This is a genomic window from Streptomyces sp. NBC_01166, from assembly GCF_045039765.1.
In the GTDB taxonomy this organism is placed as follows: Bacteria; Actinomycetota; Actinomycetes; order Streptomycetales; family Streptomycetaceae; genus Streptomyces.
This window is the reverse complement of sequence record NZ_CP108613.1, coordinates 7512585-7535519: the sequence shown is the minus strand read 5'-3', so window position 1 is coordinate 7535519 and position 22935 is coordinate 7512585. Positions and strand designations below refer to the sequence as shown.

Here is a 22935-nt window from a genome sequence, read left to right as displayed (position 1 = left end):
AGGTACACGAGTCATGGCAGCTGAAGACCTGGTGGAGCGGCGCTCCATCGACGTCGTCCCTGACGACGAACGGCACGGGACAGCGTTCAGTCAGTTCACCCTCTGGCTCGGCGCCAACCTCCAGATCACCGCGGTCGTCACGGGCGCACTCGCCGTCGTCTTCGGCGGCGACGTGGTGTGGTCGGTCGTCGGCCTGCTGCTCGGCAACCTACTCGGCGGCGCCGTCATGGCCCTGCACTCCGCGCAGGGCCCGAAGCTCGGCCTGCCCCAGATGATCCAGTCCCGCGCCCAGTTCGGGGTGCGCGGCGCGGTCGTCCCCCTCCTCCTGGTCATCCTCATGTACGTGGGCTTCTTCGCGAGCGGCAGTGTCCTCGCCGGACAGGCGACCGCGGAGCTCACGCACACGGACGACACCACCGGCATCGTCGTCTTCGCCCTCGTCACGGCCGTGACAGCGGCGGTCGGCTACCGGGTGATCCACGTCCTGGGGCGGGTGGCCAGCGTGGTCTGCGCGCTCGCGTTCATCTACCTGGGCATCCGCCTCCTGGAACGCGTGGACCTGTCGGCGCTGCTCGGTGACGCCCACTTCGACCTGCCGATGTTCCTGCTCGCGGTGTCCCTCTCGGCATCCTGGCAGCTCGCCTTCGGGCCGTACGTCGCGGACTACTCGCGCTATCTGCCGCGTACGACGTCGGGACGGGCCACCTTCTGGTGGACCCTCTCGGGATCGGCCGTCGGCTCGCAGTGGTCGATGACGTTCGGGGTGCTCGTGGCGGCGAGTTCGGGGGAGGCATTCCTCGCGAACCAGGTCGGGTACGTCGTCGGTCTGGGCGGCACAGGGCTGATCGCCTCGTTCCTGTACTTCGTGATCGCGCTCGGCAAGCTGACCATCAACGTGCTGAACACCTACGGCGGCTTCATGTCGATGGTGACCAGCATCAGCGGGTTCCGCGGCCAGAAGACGCTGTCGCAGCGCGGCAGGAGCGCGTACATCGCACTGATCATGGTGGCCGGGACGGTGGTGGCGCTGCTGGGCAAGGACAGCTTCCTGACGTCCTTCAAGGACTTCCTGCTGTTCCTGCTGACGTTCTTCACGCCGTGGTCGGCGATCAACCTGGTCGACTACTACCTGATCTCACGGGAGCGGTACGACATACCGGCGCTGTCCGACCCCGAGGGCCGCTACGGCGCCTGGCGCTGGGACGCCCTCGTCGTCTACGCGGTGGGCATCCTCGCCCAGCTCCCGTTCCTCGTCACGCACTTCTACACGGGGCCGCTGGCGGACCCGCTGGGCGGCGCGGACATCTCCTGGATCGTGGGCCTGGCTGTCCCGGCGGCCCTGTACTGGCTGTTGGCACGCCGGGACACGACCCACGTCCCGGAGGAGACGCGGTACACCCTGGCTTCTCCGCAGAACCCCTGAGGCCGGAAGCCGCCGATCGCTGATCCGTCAGCTACGGGCCCCTCTTTCCTCCTCGGCATCGCTGCTCCCCGCGCCCGTGAGGACCGCGCCCGCGACAACCCCGAAGAGGCGGTCCGCGCGCGGCGCGAGCGAGGGCTGATCGCCGAGCCAGGCGAGCGCCGCCACCAACGCGAACAGGTCGGCCCCGTCGATGTCGGTCCGCGCCACGCCTGCGGCCTGGGCGCGGGTGAGGAGCCGGGCGCCGGCCGCGCGCAGAGTGACGCACGAAGCATGGAGTGCGGACTCGGTGTCCTCGATGGCGGCCGCCATCAGCACGGTCACGCCCCGGTACTCGGTCGTCCACGCGACGCAGTCGCGCAGCCATGAGACGAGAGCGTCTGCCGGCGAGCTCGACGTCTCGAGCTCGGCCGCCCGCGCCGTCAGCTCGTCGAAGCTCGTCCGGAGCAGGGCCTCGAGCAGCGCCTCGCGCGTCGGGAAGTGACGCAGCAGCGTCGCGAGCCCGACATCCGCCCTGCGCGCGATGTCGCGCAGGGACACGTCGACGCCTTGTTCGGCGAGGGCGTCGCCCGCCACTGCGAGCAGGTGGTCGCGGTTCTTCCTGGCGTCGGCCCGCATCTGTTCCCCTTGACTATCCGGATCGGTGGTCCATATATTCGTACCAGTGATCCGCTTATTCGGATCGCCGATCCGGATAAGCCTATCCCGCAGCGCGGGCAGGAGATGACGATGCCGACACACACGATGAGGGCGGTCCGGCTCCACGAGCACGGCGGCCCCGAAGTCCTTCGCTACGACGAGGTGCCGATGCCCGAGCCGGGGCCGGGTGAGGTGCTCGTCCGCGTGCACGCGGTCGGCGTCAATCCGCCGGACTGGTACCTGCGCGACGGGATGTCCAACCTGCCTCCGGAGACGAGGCCGAAGTTCGGCCTTCCCGTGATCCCGGGGACGGATCTGTCGGGCGTCGTCGAGGCCGTCGCGGCGGATGTGGACGGCTTCTCCGTCGGTGACGAGGTCTTCGGCCTCCTCCGCTTCCCCAGCTTCGACGGCAGCACGTACGCGGAGTACGTGGCCGCGCCCGCGTCGGACCTCGCCCTCAAGCCGGCCGGTATCGATCACGTGCACGCCGCAGGGGCGCCGATGGCCGGGCTCACCGCATGGCAGTTCCTGATCGAGCTCGGACACGCTCATCCCTCGCCCTTCCAGGCGGCGCGGCACCGCCCGGTGCCACTCGGCGCCGGCGTCACGGTGCTGGTCAACGGTGCGGCGGGCGGCGTGGGGCACCTGGCGCTGCAGCTGGCCAAGTGGAAGGGCGCGCGCGTCATCGCCGTGGCATCGGGCGCGCACGAATCGTTCCTGAGCGATCTCGGCGCCGACGAGTTCATCGACTACACCAGGGGCCGTCCCGAGGAACTCGTACGCGGCGTCGACCTCGTCCTGGACACCGTCGGCGGTCCTCACAGCAGCCGCTTCCTGCGCACGCTCAAGCGCGGCGGGTCCCAGTTCCCGGTGTTCTTCGGCGAGTTCGACGAAGAAGAAACCACGAAACTGGGCGTCACGGTCACGGGCACCCAGGTCCGCTCCAACGGCGCGCAGCTCGCCGAACTGGGTCGCCTGCTCGACACGGGCACGGTCCGCGTCGCGATCGACAGCACGTTTCCGCTGGCGGACGCCCGGGCCGCCCACGAACGCGCTGCCAGGGGACATATCCAGGGCAAGATCGTGCTCACGGTCGACTGACCCTCGGCCCAGGGCCCCTCACGCCTACGTCAGCCGGACCCGGCAACCTTTTCCGCGCCTGCTGCCACTGGACTTCGACGATTCCTCGACGAACCCACGGAGAAGGCCAGATGAGCCGTACAGCCACGGTCAGCAGCACCAGCCGCCGACACCTGCTCCTCGGCGCCGCGGGCGCGCTCGGTGCCGGCGTCGCGGGCGCCCTGGGTGTTCCCGGTACCGCCGCCGCCGTCACCTCGTCCGCTACCGGCGGCGGGAGGAGCGCGGCGGCGACCGGCGCCGTGTACATCGCGAGTGACTCCACCGCGCAGACGTACAGCTCGGGCTACTTCCCGCAGGCCGGGTGGGGCCAGAAGCTGTCCTCGTACTTCACCTCGAACATCACCGTCGCCAACCGTGCCATCGGCGGCCGCAGTTCGCGGTCGTTCATCGAGCAGGGGCGGCTGGCCGCGATCCACGACGTGATCGAACCCGGCGACTACCTCTTCGTACAGTTCGGGCACAACGACGCGACCGTCGGCAATGCCGAGCGCTACACGCCGCCCGCCGACTACAAGGAGTACCTGCGCAACGACTACATCCGCGCGACCCGGTCCCTGGGCGCCACGCCGGTCGTGGTGACACCCGTGTCACGGCGCTCCTACAACGCCTCCACCGGGAAGTTCAACGTCTCGTTCCCCGCGTACGTGGACGCCGCGAGGGCGGTGGCGCGGGAGGAGGGAGCCGCGCTGGTCGATCTCTCGGCGGCCAGCCGGGCCTACCTCGACGGGGTCGGGGTGGAGGCGTCCAAGCGGATCTTCCTGTGGCTGAACGCCGGGCAGTACCCGAACTTCCCCGACGGCGTGCAGGACGACACCCACTTCCAGGAGCGAGGAGCCGTCGAGATGGCCCGCCTCGTCTCCAGCGCCGTGGCGGGGCTGGGGCTGCCCCTCTCGGGAGAGGTGGTGCCCACGGCCACGCGCTGAAGCGGGCCGTCCTGGTCGCCTTCCCGGACCGATGGGCGTGTCGGTGCTCGCCCGTGGTCTTCCGCCATGGGAAGCACGGGGGGGCTGACGGTGTCCGTCGGCCGGGCCCTCTCGCAGCGCGCGCAGCCGTGCCTGTTCCACTGGCGGTGGCGGTTGCCGCCGCCTCTGCGCGGCGTCGCCGCACGCTGAGCAGGGCCGGCAGCGAGTGTTCGCGCGTCGTCAGCCCCGGCGCTCCGTTGCCGCCTGCGGTGGCCGGTGGGCCGCTGCCAGGGCGTTGCGGACAGCAAGACGGCCGGCCTGCAGGAACGCCCGCGGTTGGGAGTCGACCGGGTGGAAGCGCATGCGCCGCAGGACGACCGCTGCCGCCGGAGACAACCCGGCCCCTGACCGGGTGAGTTCGTCGCGGATACCCGTCTCGACAGCGGCCCGGCACTCGGCCTGCCACTCCGGATCGTTGTCGCCGTCGACAGCCAGATCAGCGGCCGCTTCGAAGACGAGGCCCGCCTCCCACGGCTCGAAGTCCACGGTGACCTCCGCGAAGTCGGAAGGACAGCTTGCCTGCCGCGCGTACACGGCTCGGACACCCCTGATGGGGTGAGGCGGGAACGTTCCGGTGTCAGATTCCACGGGGTCACGTTAGCCCGTGAGGCCAGGCCGAAGCCCAGCCGACGCAACTCGCCCTATTCCTTCAGCGCCTGGTCGAAGCAGGCGTACGCCTCCTCGTCGAACAGCACGAACCGGACCTCGGTGATCGGTGGGAGCGCCGCCTCGCGGACCGTACGTACGGCGATCCGGGCCCCGTCGTCGAGCGGCCAGCCGTAGATGCCCGTCGAGATCGCCGGAAAGGCAACCGTCCGGGCCCCCAGCTCCGACGCCACCCGCAGGGACTCCCGGTAGCAGGAGGCCAGCAATGCGGAACGGTCTTCAGTGCTCGACCAGACCGGGCCCACCGTGTGGACGACGTGCTCCGCGTTCAGCCGGCCGGCCGTCGTCGCCACCGCCTGCCCGGTCGGCAGTCCCTTGCCGTAGTGCGAGGCCCGCAGGTCGCGGCAGGCGGCGAGGATCTCGGGCCCGCCACGCCGGTGGATCGCGCCGTCCACCCCACCGCCGCCGAGGAGCGAGGAGTTGGCGGCGTTGACCAGGACGTCGGCGTGCTGCTCCGTGATGTCCCCGCGTACGAGGGTGATCGTCGGTCGTGTCGTCATGCGGCCATACTGCCGCCTGCCAGGAGAGGACGCTGAGCCACGGCCGTCGCAGCCCCCGTCCGTGCGCGGATCCGCCCGCGCCACTCAGCGGGGCAAGCTGTCCGATCGCCCGGCCCGCTCGTGGCGCGGTCCGGCCAGCAGCGCGACGTACCACCAGGCACCCCGTTCAGTGCGGTGCCGGTGCCGGGTTCAGGGCGTTGCCGACGGTGCAGCCGCCCTCTCCGCGCATCCGCTGGATCCTGGGCGGGGTCCACACCTCGGTGGCGCCGGGGCCCACGCGGGCGAGCAGGCAGTCCTGCGGGTCGAAGACGTTGCCCTTCACCGACAGGAGAACGCCGACCCGGCCGCCGTCGGCCTTCACCTCGGTACGGATCGCCGGATTCATGTCCAGGGCGGCGAGCACCCGCCGTACCTCGGCCTCGTCCACGCGGCCGCGCTCCGGCACCCGGGGAAGTTTCGCGCGGAGCTCCTCGTACGGCAGCCGGGGCGGTTCGGGCGGTGGGGCGAAGGTCAGCGAACGGCCATCCGGGCAGTCCACGTCGCGGGGTTGCTCACGCCACTCCGACTCGGGCGACACCCGCACCTCGAAACAGCGCCGCACGGTGACCTCCTCGACGTCGAACCATCCGTTGTACGCCGAGCCGGACGTGCGGACGACCACGTCGACGCCGTCCCCGTCGCGTGTCGAGGTACCCGTCAACCGCATCACCTCCACCCCGTCGATGCCGGAGGCAGCGCGTCCGACCTCCTCCGCCGTGCGCGGACGCTGGCCGTAGAGCCGCTGACCCACGCTCCCGGCCACCTCCCGTGCGGCATCGGTCGCCTCGCCCTCGGAGGACTGCACCACCCCGCAGGCGGCGGTGAACAACAACAACGGTGCGAGCAGCAGCAGTCGGCGCATGGGGTCACCCTTTCCGGCGCCGCGTGCGGCGGGCAACCGCTCGCGTACTCACACCGGCGTACGTGATCGTACTCACCACTCGAAGCCGACGCGGTCGAGGAGGGATCACAGAGCCGGAAGCCGAGAGTCCGGCTACTCCATGGCTCCGTCGCCGCGAAGACAACTCAGGGGTGCCGGGGGCGCCGGGCCTGGACAATGATCGGCATGACGCCCCTTCACTCGAACCCGCTTTTCACCCGGCTCGCAGATGCCGAACGGATCCTCGTCGCGGGCGCGGGAGGTGGCTTCGACATCTACTCCGGCCTGCCGTTGGCTCTCTCCCTCCTGCATCAAGGCAAGCAGGTGCATCTCGCGAACCTCTCATTCAGCGCGCTCGAAGGTCTGCCGACCGATGACTGGGCTGCCCCCGACCTGGCCGCCGTCACTCCCGGCTCCGCCCCGCACCAGAGCTACTTCCCGGAGCGGACCCTTGCCCAGTGGCTGCACCAACACGACTACCCGTCCACCGTGTACGCCTTCCCCCAGACCGGGGTGCGTCCCCTGCGCTCGGCCTACGAGGCACTGCTCGAGCTGCACCGGATCGACGCCGTGGTGCTTGTCGACGGCGGTACGGACATCCTGATGCGCGGTGACGAAGCCGGGCTCGGCACTCCGGAGGAGGATCTGGCCAGCGTGGCGGCGCTGGCAGCGCTGGACGACATACCGACCCGCCTCGTCGTGTCGGTCGGGTTCGGCGTGGACGCTTACCACGGCGTCAACCACTCGCACGTACTGGAGAACATCGCCGCCCTGGAGCGCGACGGCGCATACCTCGGCGCGTTCTCGATACCGCGCGCCACCCGCGAGGGCGCCCTCTACCTTGACGCGGTGGAGCACGCTCAGCAGCACACCCCACAGCACCCGAGCATTGTGAACGGGTCGATCGCGGCAGCCGTGCGCGGCTCCTTCGGGGACGTCCGGTTCACCGATCGCACCCGGGGCAGCGAGTTGTTCGTGAACCCGCTGATGTCCCTGTACTTCGCCTTCGACCTCCCGGGCCTGGCTGCCCGCTGTCTGTACCTGGACCGGATCGAGGACACCTACCTGATGCGCCAAGTCCATTCGCGCATAGCCGAGTTCCGCGAATCCACAGTGACTCGCCCGCCCCGCCGCTTCCCGCACTGAGGCAGGACGTGCGGACGCGCGCTGTCTGAAGCCGCAGCTGTGCGACGGTCTTTCCGGACTCCGAGGCGCAAGCTCGCCGCCGGCGCACGCACAGCCGTCCAAGCGCTCCTCGACGACCAGGTGGTCCCGTGCTCGGGGTAGCGGGTGTGCAGGGTGTCCAGGCCGAGGTCTCCGGCCGCTTTCACGCCCTCAGGGGTCAGGTTGATGAAGTAGCCGCCGGTGCGGCGCTCGGGCGCCCGCTCGATGATCACCGGTGTCCACCCGGCCCGGCGCAGTCCTACGGCCGCGGACATACCCGCGATACCGAGGCCCACGACCAGCGCACGTTTCTGCGTGACTCACTCCTTGGTCTTCGTCCGGCCGCCTGCGAGTGAAGGGGTGGCAGGCAGCCGGGACAGTGAGGTGGGAGGTCTGCCGAGGGCTTCAGGGCACGAGGACCAGACGCTCGCCGGTCTTCTCGGACCACGCCTGCGCGATCCGGGCCAGCGGCACCGCGCGGGCCTGGACGTCGATGGCGCCCTCGGTCACCGCTTTCGCCGGTTCGGGCAGTTCGGTGGGGAGAGACCGAGCCGATGCCGCTGCCCACGATCCTCAGCCGGGCCGCGCGCAGCGCCGTGGAAGGGATCGGGGCGGACGCGCCCGCCATGGAGCCGATCTGGATCCAGGTCAACGGGGCGGAGCGGTCGGAACGGGCGGTGAGCATGGGAAGCATGGTGTCGGCGGCGGGAGCGCCCCACACGAAGCCGAGGACGACATCGACGTCGGCTGCGGCAGCGATTTCGTCGAATGTCACCTGAGCCCGGGGCCGCCTGCTCGACGGATCAGCGGCAGAAGCTGGAACCGGGTCCGGCCGGCTTCCCCGCCCACTCGGCCGCGTCCTGCACCCACTCCCCCGATTTCGCCCCCGGATACGGGCCAGGTGAAAGTGACCCGGTGGGGCATCAGGGCACCGTGCGAGCGGCTGCGAGCCCTTCCCAACCTCGAGCGCCCATCGGATGATCGACCACATGGCCTTCTCTTCACCCTCTGTCCGGATGTGGTTGATCCCCAGTGCCGTGCTGCTCATCGGGGCGGCGACCTGGGGAGCGCTCCGCTACCCGCACCTGCCGGGTCGGATACCGAAGCACATCGGGGTCGACGGAGTGAACGCCTGGACCGACAGGTCGATCGGCAGCGCGTTCCTGCTGGTCTTTGTGTACGCGGGAACAACGATCCTGATGGCCGGATGCGCGGAACTGACACTACGAGTGACACCGCTCGATGAGCTGCCGGACTCCGACGCTTCGCCGTTCGCCGCCGCGCAGGCGACCTCACCCCTGCTCAACAGGCCGAGCAGCCGGGCCTCGGCCCACCGGGTCGCGCGCGCTCTGCTGCTGTTCAACACCTGCATCGGCATCTCCTTCCTCGCGGGCTGCGGAATACTCTGGCGGTCCGCGCCGGATCCGAACGTGCCCGCGTGGTTTTTCGCGGCGATGACCCTGCCGCTCCTTGCCGGCACCGCGGTGACCATCGCCGCGGCAGTGAAAGACCGGAAGCGATGAGCCGGTCGGCGGTCCAGGACCAGCGACCACGCAGGCGGGCGTCCACAGCGGCCGCGCCTCCTGGTCACCCCGAGGCCAGTTGCTCCGCTATCTCCTTTATCCAACCGGCCGTCCGCGCGGGGTCGTTGAGGCTCTCGGCCCACGCTTCCGGCTCCAGATTGTGCTTGGCCGGGCCGGACTTGAGTGCGATGAGCAGGGCCCTGGCGGACTCCCGCATCTCGGCCGTCGTATTGCCGCTCCCGGAGATGTCGGGACCTGCCGCCAAGGCGTAGATCTCGCGCGCCATGGCCTGGCGTTCGCCCTTCGACACCTTCTTCCAGAACTTCAGGGCATGCTGCAGCGACTCCTTGCGGGACGCGGCCTCCGCCGGGGTCTCGCCCTGTGGCCCCCAGCGCTCGGGATGGCGGACCTCCTCGTAGCGCTTCGTGGCGGCGCGGAGCGCCTTGTACACGGTGACGCCGAGGACGAGGCCGGCCCCGGCCCCGGCGAGGCCCCATCCGACCGGGTTGCTCGCGAGCCCGGCTGTTCCCGCCGCGACCGCCGTCACGACGCCGGCCGCGGCCTTGGTGGACTCGCCCAGCCCGCCGCCGACCGTCTCCTTGCCGATCTTGGTGAGCTGCTTCTTCTTCGCGTACCCCTGCAACGTGCTCAGCTTTTCCACGTCTCTCTCGGCGCGCTGGAGGCTCTCGGCGGCGTCACGGGCTTCGCCCATCGCCTCCCACGCGGCGTCGACGGCCTCGGAAACGAGCTCCAGCCGTCCCTGGCCCTCGTCCTTCCAGTAGGCGTCCAGCGCGACGTAAGCCTCGGCTGCGGCCCAGTCGGCCTGCTCCCGCGACTCGTTCAGCCGGGCCAGCGATCCGGCGTGGACGAGGTGGGGGTCCCCCAGCTCCTTGATCTGCTTGTACTTGCGGGCCGCTCCCCCGACGCGGAATGCGGACCGCACACCCTTGACCACACCGATGGAAGCACTGGCGATCCCGCTCGCCTCGGACGCCACCGCGGCGTCCGCCGCCTTCTGAATCTTGGTCACCTCCTTGGCGATGGCGGCGCTGTAGCTTCCCGAACCGACGGCGCCGACGACCGTGTCGGCCCCCTTGGTCCTGGCCTTCTTCTTCGCCGTGTGGTGGCCGGCTCCGGTCTCGTGCTTCTTGGCGTCCTTCATGTTCTTGTACGCGTCCATGCCACTGACCACGGTGCCGGCGGCCTCCGTGAGGAGGTTCCCTGACGCCGCGGAGGTGCCCGAGGCGGCGGCGGAGTGCTTGAGGCTCTCGTTGGCCGCGGCGGCGGCCTGCTGGGTGAAGGCCGCGTTGGTGGGCGTCTGGAAGCCCTTGATGAAGGTGTCGATGGGCTCGAGATTCTTCTTGAACCTGTCGAGGAGCCCGGCGATCCGGTCGCGGTAGTTCTTCTTCGCTCCGGCGGACGCGTCACCGTTCTCCGCCGTCCTCCCACTCCCGGTGTCCCGGGCGCGCTGCACCGCCGCGGTCGCGGCCCGGTTGCCGGCGCGGGACTGCATCTCGAGGAGAGCGTGCTCCGTCGAGCGTGCGGTCGTACTCCCGGTCCGGCTCCCTGCCCGACGATGCCGGGCCGACGTCAGGACGGCCGCGGACTGCCGTGTCGAGGCGCGGTGGATCGGGGTGCTCATGGATGTACCTCTCCTGTGCCGGACCGGGCGAGGCGAAGGTAGCCGGACCAGGCCAACAGAAGGGGTGCAGCGGGGAAATTCCCCACGGATGCTGCGGGATGCGTTGTGGTGCGTTCATCCGGCCGTCTCGTCGGCCAGACATGTGGGCGTGGCAGTGCGGCCATATCGATCAGGACCGGTCGTCGACGGCTGCGTACGGCCCCGCTCCTCGCGCAGCGCCGAAAACGTCCGCATGACGCGGGTGACTCACTTCTCGTTGACCGCAAGCCGTTCGCGCGGAGCTAGGCGGCCACTCGTGGGGAACCGTAGCCGCCGCCGGACTCGCCGTGGACCTCGCAGTCCTAGCAGAGGGCGGCTGCGGGGCCGAGGAATGCCCGGTAGTTGCGGGGGTGGCGCAGCACGAGGACCGCCTGCCGGAACGCGCCCACGGCACACGACCCGCGCGGGGTGTTGAGCCGACGGCGCTGCGCGGCGAGCAGCCGGGAGAGGCAGACCATGACGTGGCGTGGGAGCAAGCTGACGGCGGAACTCGACGACCCTGCCCAGGACGAGTTCCTCCTTCGTACCGAAGTACCGGAAGAACGTCGTACGCGACAGGCCGCCCGCGGCGGCGATCTGCTCCACAGTCGTGTTTTCGAATCCCCGCTCGGCCAAGAGCCGGAACGCGACATCGCTGACCTCGGCACGCATCGCCGCGCGCGTTCGCTCGCGCAGCGACGGTCCCGACGGTTCGGTGCCGGCGGTGGTGTCGAGGTCGGCCATGCCCCCGGGATCCCCGACTGAGATTCCGCATCCCTTGCGCCTTCCCTTGCCCGACGCGCCCTCTTTGACAATGCGGAGGGCATCTCCGTATTGTCGGAGGCGATTATTCGGAGACACCCTCCGTTTCGTTGTCCCATCTGGAGGGTCCAGTCGTGTCAAGTCGTCAGATGCTCCTGTGCATGCAGTTCACCAGCGGCTACGGAGCAGAGCCCGGGGCGTGGCGCCTCCCTGGGGCGAACCTGCGCAGCTATACGGACATGGACCAGTTCGTGCGGTACGCGCAGGCAGCCGAGCGGGGCAAGATCCAGTTGCTGTTCTTTGCGGACACTCCGGTTCTGGATGTGGATCTCGAACATCAGGTCCCGCATTTCGCGATCGACCCGCTGCTGGTGATGACCTCCATAGCGCGTGAGACGGAGCGGATCGGGCTGGTCTCCACCGCCTCGACCACCTTCAACGAGCCCTACAGTCTCGCCCGCCAGTTCAAGGCGCTCGATGTGATCAGCCACGGCAGGGCTGGGTGGAACGCTGTCCCTACCTCCGACCCGGCCGCCGCGGCGAACTTCGGCCGCGCTGTCCCGCCGCGGGCGGAGAAGTACGAGCTGGCCCACGAGGTCGTCCAGATCGTGCAGGCGCTGTGGGGCAGCTGGGAGAAGGACGCGTGGGTCCTGGACGTGGACGGCAAGCGGTTCGCCGACATGGACAAGATCCAGCCGGTCAATCTCCAGGGCCGCCACGTGGCCTCTCGCGGTCCGCTGCCCATCCCGCCCTCCGAGCAGGGCCAGCCGGTCATCTTCCAGGCTGGCGGCGGTAATTACGGCCTGGAGCTGGCCGGCCGCTATGCCAATGGCGTCTACGCCAACCCCTACACCATCGAGGACGGCCAGGCGCAGCGCCAGGCACTCCGCGATGCCGCCAAGCGCGCCGGGCGCGATCCGGACGAGGTGAAGATGTTCGCCGGCTTCATGCCGGCCATCGCAGCCTCCCACCGGGCCGCCCTCGACCGGCGCCGGTTCCTGGACGAATCCGTTGACCTGCGCCAGCGCGTCCGCTACCTCGGCGCCATGATCGGCCTGCCGCTCGGTTACGGGCAGATCGACGAGCCGCTGACCTTGGAGCAGCTGGCCGACGCCGTGCCCAGCCCGCACGACCCGCGCTCCGCCCGCGCCCTTCAGGTGGCCCGGGAGGGCTGGACCTTGCGTGACGTGCTCGCCCACGGGGTCATCGACTACCACCCGGTCGTGGCCGGCACCGCCACCGACGTGGCCGACCACATGCAGGAGTGGTTCGAGGCCGGGGCATGCGACGGCTTTTCCCTGGCCATCGACGGTTACCACGACGGCGTCGACGCCTTCGTCGACCAGGTCGTCCCCCTCCTGCAGGAACGCGGCCTGTTCCACCTCGACTACGAAGGCCCCACGCTGCGCGACCACCTCCACGCCAACGAGCAGTACGGCCTCGACCCGCGCGTCACGGCAACGGCGGCCCGGTGATGTCCACCAGTGCCTCTCTGCGATCCGGAGCCGCGGCGCAGCAGGCGTTCCGCGACGTCATGGCCGCCGTGGCGTCTCCGGTCGCCGTGGTCACCGCCCTGGACGGCACTCGTCCGTACGGCACCACGGTCAGCGCCTTTGTGTCCCTGTCCCTGACGCCGCCCATGGTGCTGGTGTCGCTGGACGAACGCTCGCGTCTGCTGGCGGTCGTCCGCCGCAGCGGCCGCTTCGGCGTCAACGTCCTCGGTGCGCACCACGCCGATCTGGCCTCCGCCTTCGCCCGCTCCGGACCCGACAAGTTCGACGGAATCGACTGGTCGCCGAGCGGGGGACTGCCGCGGTTGCCCGATAACGCCGCTTGGATCGCCGCCGAGGTGGACGACTGCGTCGACGCCGGCGATCACACCGTCCTGCTCGCCCGCGTAACGGCCGCGGAGCTGGGTGAGGGATTCCTGAGACCGCTTACGTATCACCGGCGGTCCTTCGGGGCCCACACACCACTGGCCCAGTGACCGTGCGGCACGTCGAGGAGGCATGGGATCCAGGGCCTGGCCACGGGCCCGAGCCAGGAGGCGGATCTCGCGCCTGCCTCCGTCCGGCACGCAGCGCCGTGGACGATCATCACCGAGAACCTGACCGGACCGCTCGGTACCGGGCAAACCAACGAAGCAAGGAGCAACGATGCCGACCCTGGGAATCATCGGAAGCGGCAACATCGGGGCCGCGATCGCACGGCTGGCGGTGGCTGCGGGCATCGACGTGGTGATCGCCAACTCACGCGGTCCCCAGAGCCTGACGGGCCTCATCGGGGAACTGGGGCCGCGCGCCACGGCAGGCACCGTCGAAGAGGCCGCCCGCGCCGGCGAGGCGACCGTACTCAGCATTCCCCTGACCGCCTACCACGACCTGCCCGCCGGTCTCCTGGAAGGTAGGGCCGTTCTGGACACCGGCAACTACTACCCGTACCGCGACGGCCGGATCGCCGATCTCGACTCCGAGGCGGTGACCACGGCCGAGCTGGAGCAGCAGCTCCTGCCCGGCGCACTGCTGGTCAAGGCGTTCAACAACATCCTGGCCCACCACATCCCCCAGCTTGCCCGGCCCACCGGGGCCCCGGACCGCAGCGCCCTGCCCATCGCCGGCAACGACCCCGATGCGAAGGTCCGGGCGGCCGAGCTGATCGGCCGGCTCGGCTTCGACACGGTGGATGCCGGAACTCTGGACGAAAGCTGGCGCTTCGAGCCCGAGGCCGGCGCCTACACCCGCATCTACCTGGCGGATCCCGATGTGCCGGCCGAGCGCATCATGCAGGCCCCCGCGGCGCCGCTGCCCGCCGGCAAGCTGCAAGAGGCACTGCGGACGGCCCAGCGGGTGAAGGTGGCCGCGCGCACCTTCTGACAGTGCGTGTCCGGGCAGCGCCGTAACGCCGTGCGCTGCCCGCAGACCTTGGCCCCGACGTCGACCGACGTCGGGGCCAAGGTCTTTGGAGTGGGGGCGTGTACTGCTCGTGGCCGGCGTGCGAGCCAGGGCACGCCCCCCGGAGGGGCTCACATGAAAAGGGCCCGGTTCAGGCGGACACCGTACTCCGCGTCGGGGTTGGTCATGGCGTCGCCGACCCTTTCCTGGATCGCGGCGACGGCCAGGTCGCGTCGCCTGGGCAGGCGGTCGGCCTCCGCCGCCGCCAGCGCACCTGGCATCTCCTCGCGAGTGAGATCGGTGCAGTAGCACGGCGCTCCCGGCTGCTGACGCCACGAGTCCGCGAGCGTTCCGGCGTCGAACGCGTCGAACCCCGTGTCCTCGATCAGCGCCATGGCCACCTGACGGTCCCGGTCGCGGTCGGCGGCGACGGGGATGGCGATGCTGTCCGAGCTTCCCGCGGGCTTGCCCTTGGCCGCGAACGAGTGGGAACCGATCGCGTTCCACGCCTTGGCGATCGGCCGGCCCAGCTGTTCGGCGACCCACAGGCTCTCGACCTGCCCGGCGTCGATGGCCTCGATCCGGCTGTCCCGAGCCGGGTAGTAGTTCGACGTGTCGATGACGACTGTGTCGGCCGGTACACCGGCGATCAGCGGCGCGATCTGCGGAATGCGGTTCAGGGGAATCGAGAGGAGCACGGCATCGACGTCCGACACGGCCTCCGCCGCGGTGACCGCTCGCCCGCCCGAGGACAGCACGTCGGCCCCGATCGTGTGCGGGCCGCGCGAGTTGGCCACCTTCACCTCGCGTCCCGCGGCACTGAGTCGCTGGGTCAGGGTCTTGCCGATGTGTCCTACGCCCAGAATGCCGATCTTCACGGTCGATCTCCTTGCATCGAATGGGGGGATGAGGGGGTTGGTGCGGTCGATGCGGCGCCGGCACCCAAGTGACAAGGCGCTCGGCCGCGCCTGATAGCCGGGAGGTGAGGGGCTGTCCACTGGCGCGCCACCCGGGACGCTCGCCGCGGAAGATCGTTACACCGGTCGGTGCCCTCCTACGGATACGAGGGGTCTTGGTCGCCACCGGGCACCGCTTCCGTCGTGGATGTCTCCCACCCGGTGCGCATGAGTGAAACGAGCGCGTCCGGGGACGACTCGTCGGCCATGGCGGCACCACGGGCCCAGGCCGTGGCCAGCGTGCTGAGGAACAGGTCCCGGCCCCGAACCCAGGAGTTGGCGACGCCGTCGCGCTGGGCCGGGCGGAGGAACTCCTCTGTGGTCGTGATGAATCCCTGACAGGTGATCGCCAGCGGAGACGTGTCCTCGGTCAGGGCGGCCCGCAGAGGTTCGGGCATGCCGTCGAAGGCGGTCACCCATTCGCTCAGCGCCTGAAGCCACTGCGCGAGCGCGTCGCGGGAGTCGGTCACGTCGCGCTGGATGGCGTCCCGGCGGGACTCCAGCTCTTCGTCGCGGGCCTGCAGCAGAGCGGCCAGCAGCGCCTCCCGGTTGGGGAAGTGCCGGTAGAGAGTGCCCGGACCGACTCCGGCCCGCTTGGCGATGGCGTCCATGGAGCCGGTGATGCCCTGCTCGGCGAAGAACTCCTCCGCGACCTCCAGGATGTGCGTGCGGTTGCGCTGCTTGTCAGTCCGCTGCCGACGCCCGCCGGTGGCTGCCTCACCCATGTCGTTGCACCTCTCGTTGACAATGCGGAGACCGTCTCCGTATCGTCGTCCGCGAAACGGAGACTATCTCCTTATCAGTTCCGATGCTACCGCCGACCTCGGCAGGCCTCCGCTGATCCCAGGGGAACTCGGTGCGGCACACAGGCGTTCCGTGCCGACGGCCGCCGGCCGCCGGAGCGGTATACCCCCACGCGACAGCTCCCCGGCCGAGGCCTCACCGGCCCGGGCTCGTGCAGCCGGACCCCACCGGCGTGCACGCCGGCTAGCGCTGGACCAGACGGTGGTGGACGGGTTCGAGCACATTGTGGACGCATTCCTGGGCATGCTGCACGGCAAGAACACCGGAAAGATCATCGTGCGGGGCCACGCGTAGGCCTGGTCCGGCCGTCGCGCGCGTGCCGCATCACTTCGGCGGCCGCGCACCGGAGCCAGGTATGCCAGGTCGGATCAGAGCGGATTCCCGGACCCTGGTGGCGGGCTCGTTGACGGTCAGGCAGGCCGTATCGACGTCCAGGCCGGTGCCGCGTAGAAGATCGCCAAGCATCGCTGCGGCGTCCCGCCGGCCGGTGCGCGGTCGGTCAGGGCTTCGCGTGCAGCGCACATGTCCTTCATGCGGCCACCTCGGACCGCTCGACCAGGACGTCGTTCTCAAACTTGGCCCCGGAGCGGACCAGGGCGACGAGGGAGGCCCCGTAATCGCGCGCCAGCGGGCCTGGGCGGACTCGACCGGCTTGAACACCATCGCCAGGTCGGCTGCCAGCCCCGCGGGTCGCCTTGGTCCGAAGCTTCACGGTGGAGAGGTCGACTCGATGGGGTTCGTGGTCCTCAGATGGATCCAGTGCTCGGCGGAAAAGTCGTAGAACGCCAGCAGTTCCTCCGCATCGTCGGTGATCTTCTCGACGGCCTTGGGCCACGACCTACACGGGCCATCACCGCAGAAGTTGAGCTAGAACCTGAGAATGGGCGGCACCTCGGTCCGGCCGAGGTGCCGCCCGTTGCTGGGTCAGCTGAGCCGGGTGGTGGCGTACGCCTCGATGGCGTCCCGCCGGTACGCGGCCAGGCCGGGTGCGATCGCCTCGTACGCCGCGCGCCACGCCTTGTTGTCGACGCAGGAGCGTCCGATGGTGCGGTATTCCTCGTCGGACACGGGTCGCACTTCGGTCGGGGCCTGGTACTGGGCGTCGATCTGGGCCTGTACGGGTGCAGCGTCGGCCGGGTGGTCGGCGGCCATCAGGTCGGCCAGCAGGATCATCTGTGTCGTGCGCTCGGGCTGCCCGGCCTCGATGTCTTGCGGACCTCCGCCATCGGCCAGTCCATCGCCGCCTCCCTCCCGAACGTGTCACCGGGCCGAAGACCGGTGGCCTGCCGCTCCGGCTCGTCCCCGTCGTGACCTGCTCAGGGGTTCCAGAAGACGGTGGTGAACACGCGCTCGAAGCGTTGGGCCGCGAGGTCCTCGCGCTGGATCACCCAGTGGACGGTCGCGCCTTCCCGCTTCTCCACGTCCCTGCCGGCGTACCAGTCGGCGAGGAGCACCCAGTCGGCCACGTCGGCCGAAACGGGACCGTCCCAGTGGCCGGCGTCCACCGCCTGCGCCGCGAGGGACGCCGCGACGTCGACCGGGTCGAACTCCACGATCTCCTCGTCCGCGTATCCTCCGATCTGCATCTGCGCCGAGGGAGCGATGAGGTTCTTGGTGTCCTCCCAGATCTCGACGAGTTCGGAGCAGTAGGGATGCCCGGGAAGGTATACGGCTTCCTCCTCGCCGGGGGGAACGACGAACTGGTGGTGGGGGAGCGACACGTCGGTCCGCGCCCGGAGCGGCCCCTGCGGGTAGCTCGCGAACACCCTGTCGTCCTCGGCGAGGTTCGCCGGGTTCCAGGCGTACCGATCCCGTCGCGTGACGGCCGCGTCGGCTGGCACGTGGATCACGGTGCCCATGGAAGTGTCTTCGCCGCTCTCGGGCAGGGCGAAGAACAGCAACCGGCCGTCGGGCGGCAAGGGGAGGTCTGTCGCGCCGGCCGGCAGTGCGGCGAGGTCGACCGAGGCCACGAAGGGGTGTCCGGGGTCCGGGGTGTCGGCCGGAAGCAGCAGGGGGCCGCCGAACCGTCCCACGACCGGTCCGGTGTCGTCGTCGGACAGTGTCAGGGTGGCACAGGGACGGGCTGTGGCCAGCCATCGCTCCACATCGTCGGCCGGCACGCCTTGGGCCTCGGCTTTTTCACGGAAGGGGCGGAACCGGTCCCGTATCGCAGACGTCATGGGCGCACCGTAGCGAACGAAGCGGAGGGCGTGGGCAGCGCATCTCCCTTGCGGCGCCCACCCGTTGGCGTTCAACGACACAGCGCCACGAGCAGACCCCGAAGGCACCCCCGGCGGTCGGACGGTGCCGCTCGCCCGACCGACGTCATGGGCAGCACGGTCAGCCGAACGGCAGGACCACCAGCGGAACCTGACGCAGGGCGCTCAGACTGAGAGGGAGGCCGGCCAGAGCACAGACGGCACGCATGGTGATGGAGCTGTCGGCTTCGCCCGGCTCGATGCCTTCCTCCTCCACGGTGCCGGCGGCTTCAAATGCGGCGCGCAGTTGGGCGGGCATACGGGGAAGATCCTCCTCCAGGGCGAGACCGTCGACATCGACCCAGGCGACCTGCTTGCCGTCGACGGCATAGGTGAGGCTGGCGTCCCCGTTGATGCTGAACACGCTCGTGGCCGCCGTCCGTCCATCGGCGGACAGTGCCTCCGCCGCGTCCTCGAAGGTGAATCCGGAGTCGTCGTAGACGAACGTCCACTCGCCGACGCGTCCCGCCAACAGCGCCGCGGACGATCCCGGCTCCATACCGAGAGCCGCGCACGGCAGTGACGTCCACTCGTCCGGCCTGCTGCCGGGCAGTTCGCAGGGCTGCATCAACCTCGTCCTGGCGCCGAGCCTTTCCAGCGCCTCCGCCGGTTCGATGCCGTGCACGACGTGCAGGACGTGGTGCGGGGCGTCGGAGGCCAGATCAGTGATCCATATCGGCGTTCCTTCGGGGTCGAGCGTGTGCGGCGGGAAGCCAGGCGTGGGCATCATGGACCTCTTTCCTCAGGGGCGCGTGCGGCCTCACCGACAGCGGTGCCGCAGGTGACGCCGGGAGGACCTGCGGCTGGCAACGCCCCGATCGGGGAACGACGACATCCTGCTGGCGACCTTCGGCGAGCTGCATCCTGCCGGTGACCACTCATGACCACCAGCCCCCTCGGCAGGCGTGCCGTGTCCTGCCACGTCGCTTCTTTTGGGCTTGAGGGGCGAGTGGATGCGGAGGAGGCCAGGCTTTTCCCGGTCAGAAGCATGAACCCTCCCGTGTCTGATGTGCGACAGGTGTCGTGCACGGAGGCGGCTGGATGCCGATCGAGGGCTTGTTGGCGCATCGGGCGGCAACTGCCTCATCCAGTCCGAGCCGGCAGATCCCTGAGTAGAAAGTTGCGTGGCGCAAATATTTGCGTAGCGCGCACTTTCTGCTAGCGTGAACGGTATGAGTGGTCTTCGGGAACGGAAGAAGGAAGCCACGCGCGCAGCGCTGAGCTGGGCCGCAGTCCGGCTCACAGTCGAGCGCGGGTTGAGTGCGGTCAAGGTGGAAGACATCGCCTCGGCGGTCGGTGTGTCTCCGCGCACCTACAACAACTACTTCTCCAGCAAGGCCGAAGCGATTGCGTTTCGCTACCTTGAGCGCTCCTTGCGGCTCGCGGCCGAGCTGCGTCACGGACCGCCCGGCGAGCCCTTGTGGGAGGCAATCACTCGGGCGGCACTACGGCAACTGGAGCCTGGCCCTGAGGTGGAGCACATGCCACCCCAGGAGCCCGATGAGTGGGCTGCCGGTCTGCGGGTGATGTTGGCCGAACCCGCGCTGGAGGCCGAGATGCTGCGGGCGAGCAAGATTGCGGAAAAGGAGCTTGCCGCAGCGATCGCTGACCGCACGGGCACGGACCCCGGGTCCGATCTCTACCCTCGCCTGGTGGCCGCGAGCGTGATGGCCGCGAACAATGTCGCCCTCGAGCTGTTCGTGCAAGGCGGCACGGGCGAGCCGATGAAGGTTCTGCTGCCCCGGGCTCTGCGCATGGTGGCCACCGGACTTCCCACTCCGTAGGCCCCTCCTTTCCGCCCTGAACAGGGGCTGCTGCTTGCAGCCTCTGCGCCGTCATGCCCCAAAAAGGAGAATTGTCATGCTTGATGTAGTAATTGTCGGCGGCGGCCCGAACGGGTTGATGCTCGCCTGCGAGCTGGCACTGGCTGGGGTGCGTCCGGTCGTGCTGGAGCGTCTCGCCGGCCCGAAGACCGAGCCCCGGGCGAACGGTCTGGTTGGTCAGGTGGTGCGCATGCTCGACCGACGCGGTCTCTATGCACGCATCAGCGGATCCAGCGAACCGCCCCGACCCGCGCCCCGCTACATGTTCGGCGCGTTCACGCTGGACCTCACAGGTCTCCATGACAACCCCGTGAGCCTGCTCCCGGCGCCACAGGAGCAGATCGAAAGGGTTCTCGCCGAACGCGCCCTAGAACTCGGCGTCGACCTCCGCAGGGGGCAGGAGGTGGCCGATCTGCACCAGGACGACGACTTCGTCCGGATCACCCTTGCCGACGGTGAGACTCTCACCGCCCATTACCTGGTAGGGGCTGATGGGGGGCACAGCGTGGTACGACGCTTGTCCGGCATCGGCTTCCCCGGCGTGACCACCGACGACTTCGTCACCCGCTCCGCGAACGTGTCCGTGACGGACGAATACCTGGGCCCGGACGGCAGCCTGCACGTTCCCGGCTACGGGAGCCTGCCACCCCTGTTGTACGTGCGCACGGAGCGCGGCACGATCGCGTGGGGCCGGCTGCCTGGCCGAGTGCCTGTCCTCAACACCACCGAAACTGGCAGGCCGGACGAGCACACCACCCCGATGACCTTCGAAGAGATGATGGCGAGCGCCGAACGCGTGCTGGGCGTGCCCGTCCCGCTGGGTCCGCCGCAGGGAGAGGGACCGCACCTGCTTCGACGTCTTGTCGGCGGAAACACCCGACTGGCAGAGCGCTACCGGGACAGGCGGGTACTGCTGCTGGGCGACGCGGCCCACGTGCACTCGGCGATCGGCGGCCCGGGGCTCAACCTCGGCCTGCAGGACGCGGTCAACCTCGGTTGGAAGCTGGCCGCCACAGTGCGAGGGTGGGCCCCCGAAGGCCTGCTCGACACCTACGACGAGGAACGCCGACCTGTCGCAGAACACGTCGTGACCTCGACCTTGTCCCAGGCGGCACTGATGCGCCCCGGACCGGAAGTCAGTGCCCTGCGGACCGTCTTTGGCCACCTGCTCGCCTCACCTGGCGGCACTGAATGCATCGCCCACCTGCTCGCTGGAACCACCCAGGGCTTCGCGCCCGACCTAGTGGTCCACACCGGCGCAGGCACCCGTCGGCTGGCCGACTTGACAACCACCGCCCGGCCCTTGCTGCTGGACCTGTGCGGCGACTTCGCCGAGGCCGCGAAGCCCTGGCACGACCGGGTCGATGTCATGAGCGGCAAGGCAGAGGGCACGAGCGCGACCGGCCTGCTGCTGCGCCCCGACTGCCACACAGCGTGGACCGGACACGGGCCGAACGACGTCGACGGTCTGCAAGCCGCGCTGCACCAGTGGTTCGGCGGACCGCTGAGCGACGCCCGTGAGCTGGAGCAGGTCAGCGGTTGAGCTGAGTCATCAGCTCGCGGTTGGTGACACGAGCGGCTGCAAGGTCCTCATCGCGTTCACCGAGCCGGGAGGCGAGCCGGGGACATCGTCATCGTGGCCCTGTTGCACGACGGTGTCGTACCGGCCGTCGCCCAGTACGGAGACGCTCTCGCGGGCCCCGAACCTCTCTTCCCGCAGATGCGCTCACGCACCCCGTGGCGCGCGCTCGGCAGACCGGCGCGACAAGGCGTCCGCGCCGCGCTGCTCGCCGGCCTGCGCACCCGCGTCTTGCTTGCGTGTGGCGGCAGCCCCTCGCCACCTCCCACGGCCTTGGACACCACGGCTCCGCGCCCCGTGCGTAGTGGATCTGAGCCATGGGCCCAGCGGAGACAACAGGACGCCCTGACCGCCGGCGCCCTGCCGCACCCAAGGAGACCAACTTCCGAAGATGGCGACGGACTTGGGTCGACGGTGCGGTGCACATCCCCCCGGCGCGGGCTTTGTCGGAGCGTGGTCTCGGGGGGTCTACGACTGACCCGGAACTCATTGTCCCTTGCCCGCTGGGTGGCGGTCCGGGGGTGACTGTCGGGCGGGGGCTGAAGCGTCGCATCCCTCGAACCGCAGGTGACGGCGCCGCCGCAGCCCCGTCGGGTGGACGGCCGTCGCGCGCAGAAGGGCCGCGCCGCTTCCGCCCGCCAGGCGACGAGCAGCGGCAGGTCCCGGTCGCCCAGGTGCAGGCCGCGCCGTCCGCGCCGACGATCCGGCCGAACGCCAGCCCCTCCTCGGCCTCTGCGAGTCAATGGACCTGCCGTGCCAGACGCTCTGCGGCAACATCACGCGCGTACACCTCTCCCGCACTGTCGGCCGACGACTTCCGTACGTCATCCACGTGGGCACGTACATCCGCCACATGTTTGTCGAGCAGCCCGTATACGTGGGCCTGCTCCACCTCGACCTTCCTACGGCACCCCGGTTGAACTGCGGCACAGCCGCACTTCTCTCGAATCGGCCCTCCACTATGCAGATAGATTTCCATGAAAGTAAGGCGTGACTTACTTTTCCGCATCAGCCGCCCAGGCCCGGTCGCCACCGAACCTCTCGGGTCGAGGAGATGGTCGGGCCACACTCCAATCTGACGCGCGCGGGCCCTGCCGACGCTCGGTTATGAGCCGGCTCATCGGCACCGACATGGGCCAAAGCGGGCGCCTGCGGAGACGATCGAGTGAATTAGAGAGACACACCGCAGTAATGGGAGAAATTTGGCTAAAAAGACCCAGTCAGTGAACGCACCTTCGCTCAAAATGGCGGGCGACCCGTACTGGAAGG

General features: G+C 69.6%; 21 protein-coding genes and 6 pseudogenes. 13 read left to right on the top strand and 14 right to left on the bottom strand.

The genetic code is table 11. The features are described from left to right. The first annotated feature begins 13 nt into the window (after window positions 1–13). Window positions 14–1423, top strand: a complete 1410-nt coding sequence (locus tag OG379_RS34090; protein WP_405666973.1) for a purine-cytosine permease family protein — start codon at window positions 14–16, stop codon at window positions 1421–1423. A 27-nt stretch (window positions 1424–1450) separates the two neighbouring features. Here OG379_RS34090 and OG379_RS34085 read toward each other — a convergent pair whose 3' ends face one another. After that, on the bottom strand, window positions 1451–2038 hold the full coding sequence (locus OG379_RS34085) for a TetR/AcrR family transcriptional regulator (RefSeq protein ID WP_405666971.1): 588 nt from the start codon (window positions 2036–2038) through the stop codon (window positions 1451–1453). Window positions 2039–2149: 111 nt separating this feature from the next. Between OG379_RS34085 and OG379_RS34080 the strand changes: the two genes are divergently transcribed. Both OG379_RS34080 and OG379_RS34075 read left to right on the top strand, forming a co-directional pair. Beyond that, the gene (locus OG379_RS34080; RefSeq protein ID WP_405666970.1) at window positions 2150–3160 is read left to right on the top strand and encodes an NADP-dependent oxidoreductase; all 1011 of its coding nucleotides are present in this window, start codon (window positions 2150–2152) and stop codon (window positions 3158–3160) included. 110 nt (window positions 3161–3270) lie between these two features. Further along, window positions 3271–4122, top strand: a complete 852-nt coding sequence (locus OG379_RS34075) for a rhamnogalacturonan acetylesterase (RefSeq protein WP_405666968.1) — start codon at window positions 3271–3273, stop codon at window positions 4120–4122. A gap of 219 nt (window positions 4123–4341) precedes the next feature. Here OG379_RS34075 and OG379_RS34070 read toward each other — a convergent pair whose 3' ends face one another. From OG379_RS34070 to OG379_RS34060, 3 genes are all read right to left on the bottom strand, one after another. Further along, window positions 4342–4695, bottom strand: a complete 354-nt coding sequence (locus tag OG379_RS34070; RefSeq protein WP_405668748.1) for a hypothetical protein — start codon at window positions 4693–4695, stop codon at window positions 4342–4344. A 107-nt stretch (window positions 4696–4802) separates the two neighbouring features. After that, window positions 4803–5327, bottom strand: coding sequence for an O-acetyl-ADP-ribose deacetylase (locus tag OG379_RS34065; protein ID WP_405666967.1), 525 nt, complete (start codon window positions 5325–5327; stop codon window positions 4803–4805). 166 nt (window positions 5328–5493) lie between these two features. Continuing rightward, entirely contained in the window at window positions 5494–6228 is a 735-nt protein-coding gene (locus OG379_RS34060) for a translation initiation factor IF-2 (protein WP_405666966.1), read from the bottom strand. 204 nt (window positions 6229–6432) lie between these two features. On the opposite strand from OG379_RS34060, the gene OG379_RS34055 reads away from it, so the two are divergent. Continuing rightward, a complete protein-coding gene (locus OG379_RS34055) occupies window positions 6433–7392 on the top strand; it encodes a DUF1152 domain-containing protein (protein ID WP_405666964.1) in 960 nt (319 codons plus the stop codon). Window positions 7393–7505: 113 nt separating this feature from the next. Here OG379_RS34055 and OG379_RS34050 read toward each other — a convergent pair. Then, window positions 7506–7685 (bottom strand): annotated as a pseudogene (locus OG379_RS34050) (oxidoreductase); the annotation flags it as partial. Between the two features lie 279 nt (window positions 7686–7964). Here OG379_RS34050 and OG379_RS34045 point away from each other — a divergent pair. Further along, a complete protein-coding gene (locus OG379_RS34045) occupies window positions 7965–8189 on the top strand; it encodes a hypothetical protein (RefSeq protein WP_405666963.1) in 225 nt (74 codons plus the stop codon). 210 nt (window positions 8190–8399) lie between these two features. Further along, window positions 8400–8933 carry a DUF1648 domain-containing protein gene (locus OG379_RS34040; RefSeq protein WP_405668746.1) on the top strand — a complete coding sequence of 178 codons (534 nt, stop codon included), beginning with the start codon at window positions 8400–8402 and terminating at the stop codon, window positions 8931–8933. Between the two features lie 64 nt (window positions 8934–8997). Here the strand turns inward: OG379_RS34040 and OG379_RS34035 are convergent, their stop codons facing one another. The 3 genes and pseudogenes from OG379_RS34035 to OG379_RS34025 form a co-directional block, all read right to left on the bottom strand. Further along, a complete protein-coding gene (locus OG379_RS34035; RefSeq protein WP_405666962.1) occupies window positions 8998–10575 on the bottom strand; it encodes a hypothetical protein in 1578 nt (525 codons plus the stop codon). Window positions 10576–10916: 341 nt separating this feature from the next. Continuing rightward, window positions 10917–11090 (bottom strand): hypothetical protein, encoded by a 174-nt coding sequence (locus OG379_RS34030; RefSeq protein ID WP_405668851.1) that lies wholly within the window; start codon window positions 11088–11090, stop codon window positions 10917–10919. A gap of 40 nt (window positions 11091–11130) precedes the next feature. Next, window positions 11131–11265, bottom strand: a pseudogene (locus tag OG379_RS34025) (TetR family transcriptional regulator); the annotation flags it as partial. A gap of 251 nt (window positions 11266–11516) precedes the next feature. On the opposite strand from OG379_RS34025, the gene OG379_RS34020 reads away from it, so the two are divergent. The 3 genes from OG379_RS34020 to OG379_RS34010 all read left to right on the top strand — a co-directional run bounded on the left by OG379_RS34020 (window position 11517) and on the right by OG379_RS34010 (window position 14228). Beyond that, the gene (locus OG379_RS34020) at window positions 11517–12830 is read left to right on the top strand and encodes an NtaA/DmoA family FMN-dependent monooxygenase (protein ID WP_405666960.1); all 1314 of its coding nucleotides are present in this window, start codon (window positions 11517–11519) and stop codon (window positions 12828–12830) included. Then, window positions 12830–13342, top strand: coding sequence for a flavin reductase family protein (locus OG379_RS34015; RefSeq protein ID WP_405666959.1), 513 nt, complete (start codon window positions 12830–12832; stop codon window positions 13340–13342). Before OG379_RS34020 ends, OG379_RS34015 begins: the two co-directional genes overlap by 1 nt. Before the next feature lie 169 nt (window positions 13343–13511). Continuing rightward, window positions 13512–14228 (top strand): NADPH-dependent F420 reductase, encoded by a 717-nt coding sequence (locus OG379_RS34010; RefSeq protein WP_405666957.1) that lies wholly within the window; start codon window positions 13512–13514, stop codon window positions 14226–14228. Between the two features lie 149 nt (window positions 14229–14377). Here the strand turns inward: OG379_RS34010 and OG379_RS34005 are convergent, their stop codons facing one another. Together OG379_RS34005 and OG379_RS34000 are read right to left on the bottom strand one after the other, a co-directional pair. Next, entirely contained in the window at window positions 14378–15124 is a 747-nt protein-coding gene (locus OG379_RS34005; protein WP_405666956.1) for an NADPH-dependent F420 reductase, read from the bottom strand. A 176-nt stretch (window positions 15125–15300) separates the two neighbouring features. Further along, entirely contained in the window at window positions 15301–15927 is a 627-nt protein-coding gene (locus tag OG379_RS34000; RefSeq protein ID WP_405666954.1) for a TetR/AcrR family transcriptional regulator, read from the bottom strand. Between the two features lie 241 nt (window positions 15928–16168). Between OG379_RS34000 and OG379_RS33995 the strand changes: the two are divergent. After that, window positions 16169–16300, top strand: a pseudogene (locus tag OG379_RS33995) (NADP-dependent oxidoreductase); the annotation flags it as partial. Window positions 16301–16535: 235 nt separating this feature from the next. Here the strand turns inward: OG379_RS33995 and OG379_RS33990 are convergent. The 4 genes and pseudogenes from OG379_RS33990 to OG379_RS33975 form a co-directional block, all read right to left on the bottom strand. After that, window positions 16536–16840 (bottom strand): annotated as a pseudogene (locus tag OG379_RS33990) (transposase); the annotation flags it as partial. A gap of 90 nt (window positions 16841–16930) precedes the next feature. Next, window positions 16931–17221 (bottom strand): annotated as a pseudogene (locus tag OG379_RS33985) (TipAS antibiotic-recognition domain-containing protein); the annotation flags it as partial. A 101-nt stretch (window positions 17222–17322) separates the two neighbouring features. Beyond that, a complete protein-coding gene (locus tag OG379_RS33980) occupies window positions 17323–18186 on the bottom strand; it encodes a DUF1963 domain-containing protein (protein ID WP_405666952.1) in 864 nt (287 codons plus the stop codon). A 160-nt stretch (window positions 18187–18346) separates the two neighbouring features. Continuing rightward, window positions 18347–18994: a DUF6461 domain-containing protein gene (locus OG379_RS33975; protein ID WP_405666951.1), complete on the bottom strand. Its 648-nt coding sequence runs from the start codon at window positions 18992–18994 to the stop codon at window positions 18347–18349. A 442-nt stretch (window positions 18995–19436) separates the two neighbouring features. Between OG379_RS33975 and OG379_RS33970 the strand changes: the two genes are divergently transcribed. From OG379_RS33970 to OG379_RS33960, 3 genes and pseudogenes are all read left to right on the top strand, one after another. Beyond that, window positions 19437–20048 carry a TetR family transcriptional regulator gene (locus OG379_RS33970; protein WP_405666950.1) on the top strand — a complete coding sequence of 204 codons (612 nt, stop codon included), beginning with the start codon at window positions 19437–19439 and terminating at the stop codon, window positions 20046–20048. A gap of 76 nt (window positions 20049–20124) precedes the next feature. Next, window positions 20125–21630: an FAD-dependent monooxygenase gene (locus OG379_RS33965; RefSeq protein ID WP_405666948.1), complete on the top strand. Its 1506-nt coding sequence runs from the start codon at window positions 20125–20127 to the stop codon at window positions 21628–21630. A gap of 75 nt (window positions 21631–21705) precedes the next feature. Next, window positions 21706–21786, top strand: a pseudogene (locus OG379_RS33960) (NADP oxidoreductase); the annotation flags it as partial. Window positions 21787–22935: the final 1149 nt, after the last annotated feature.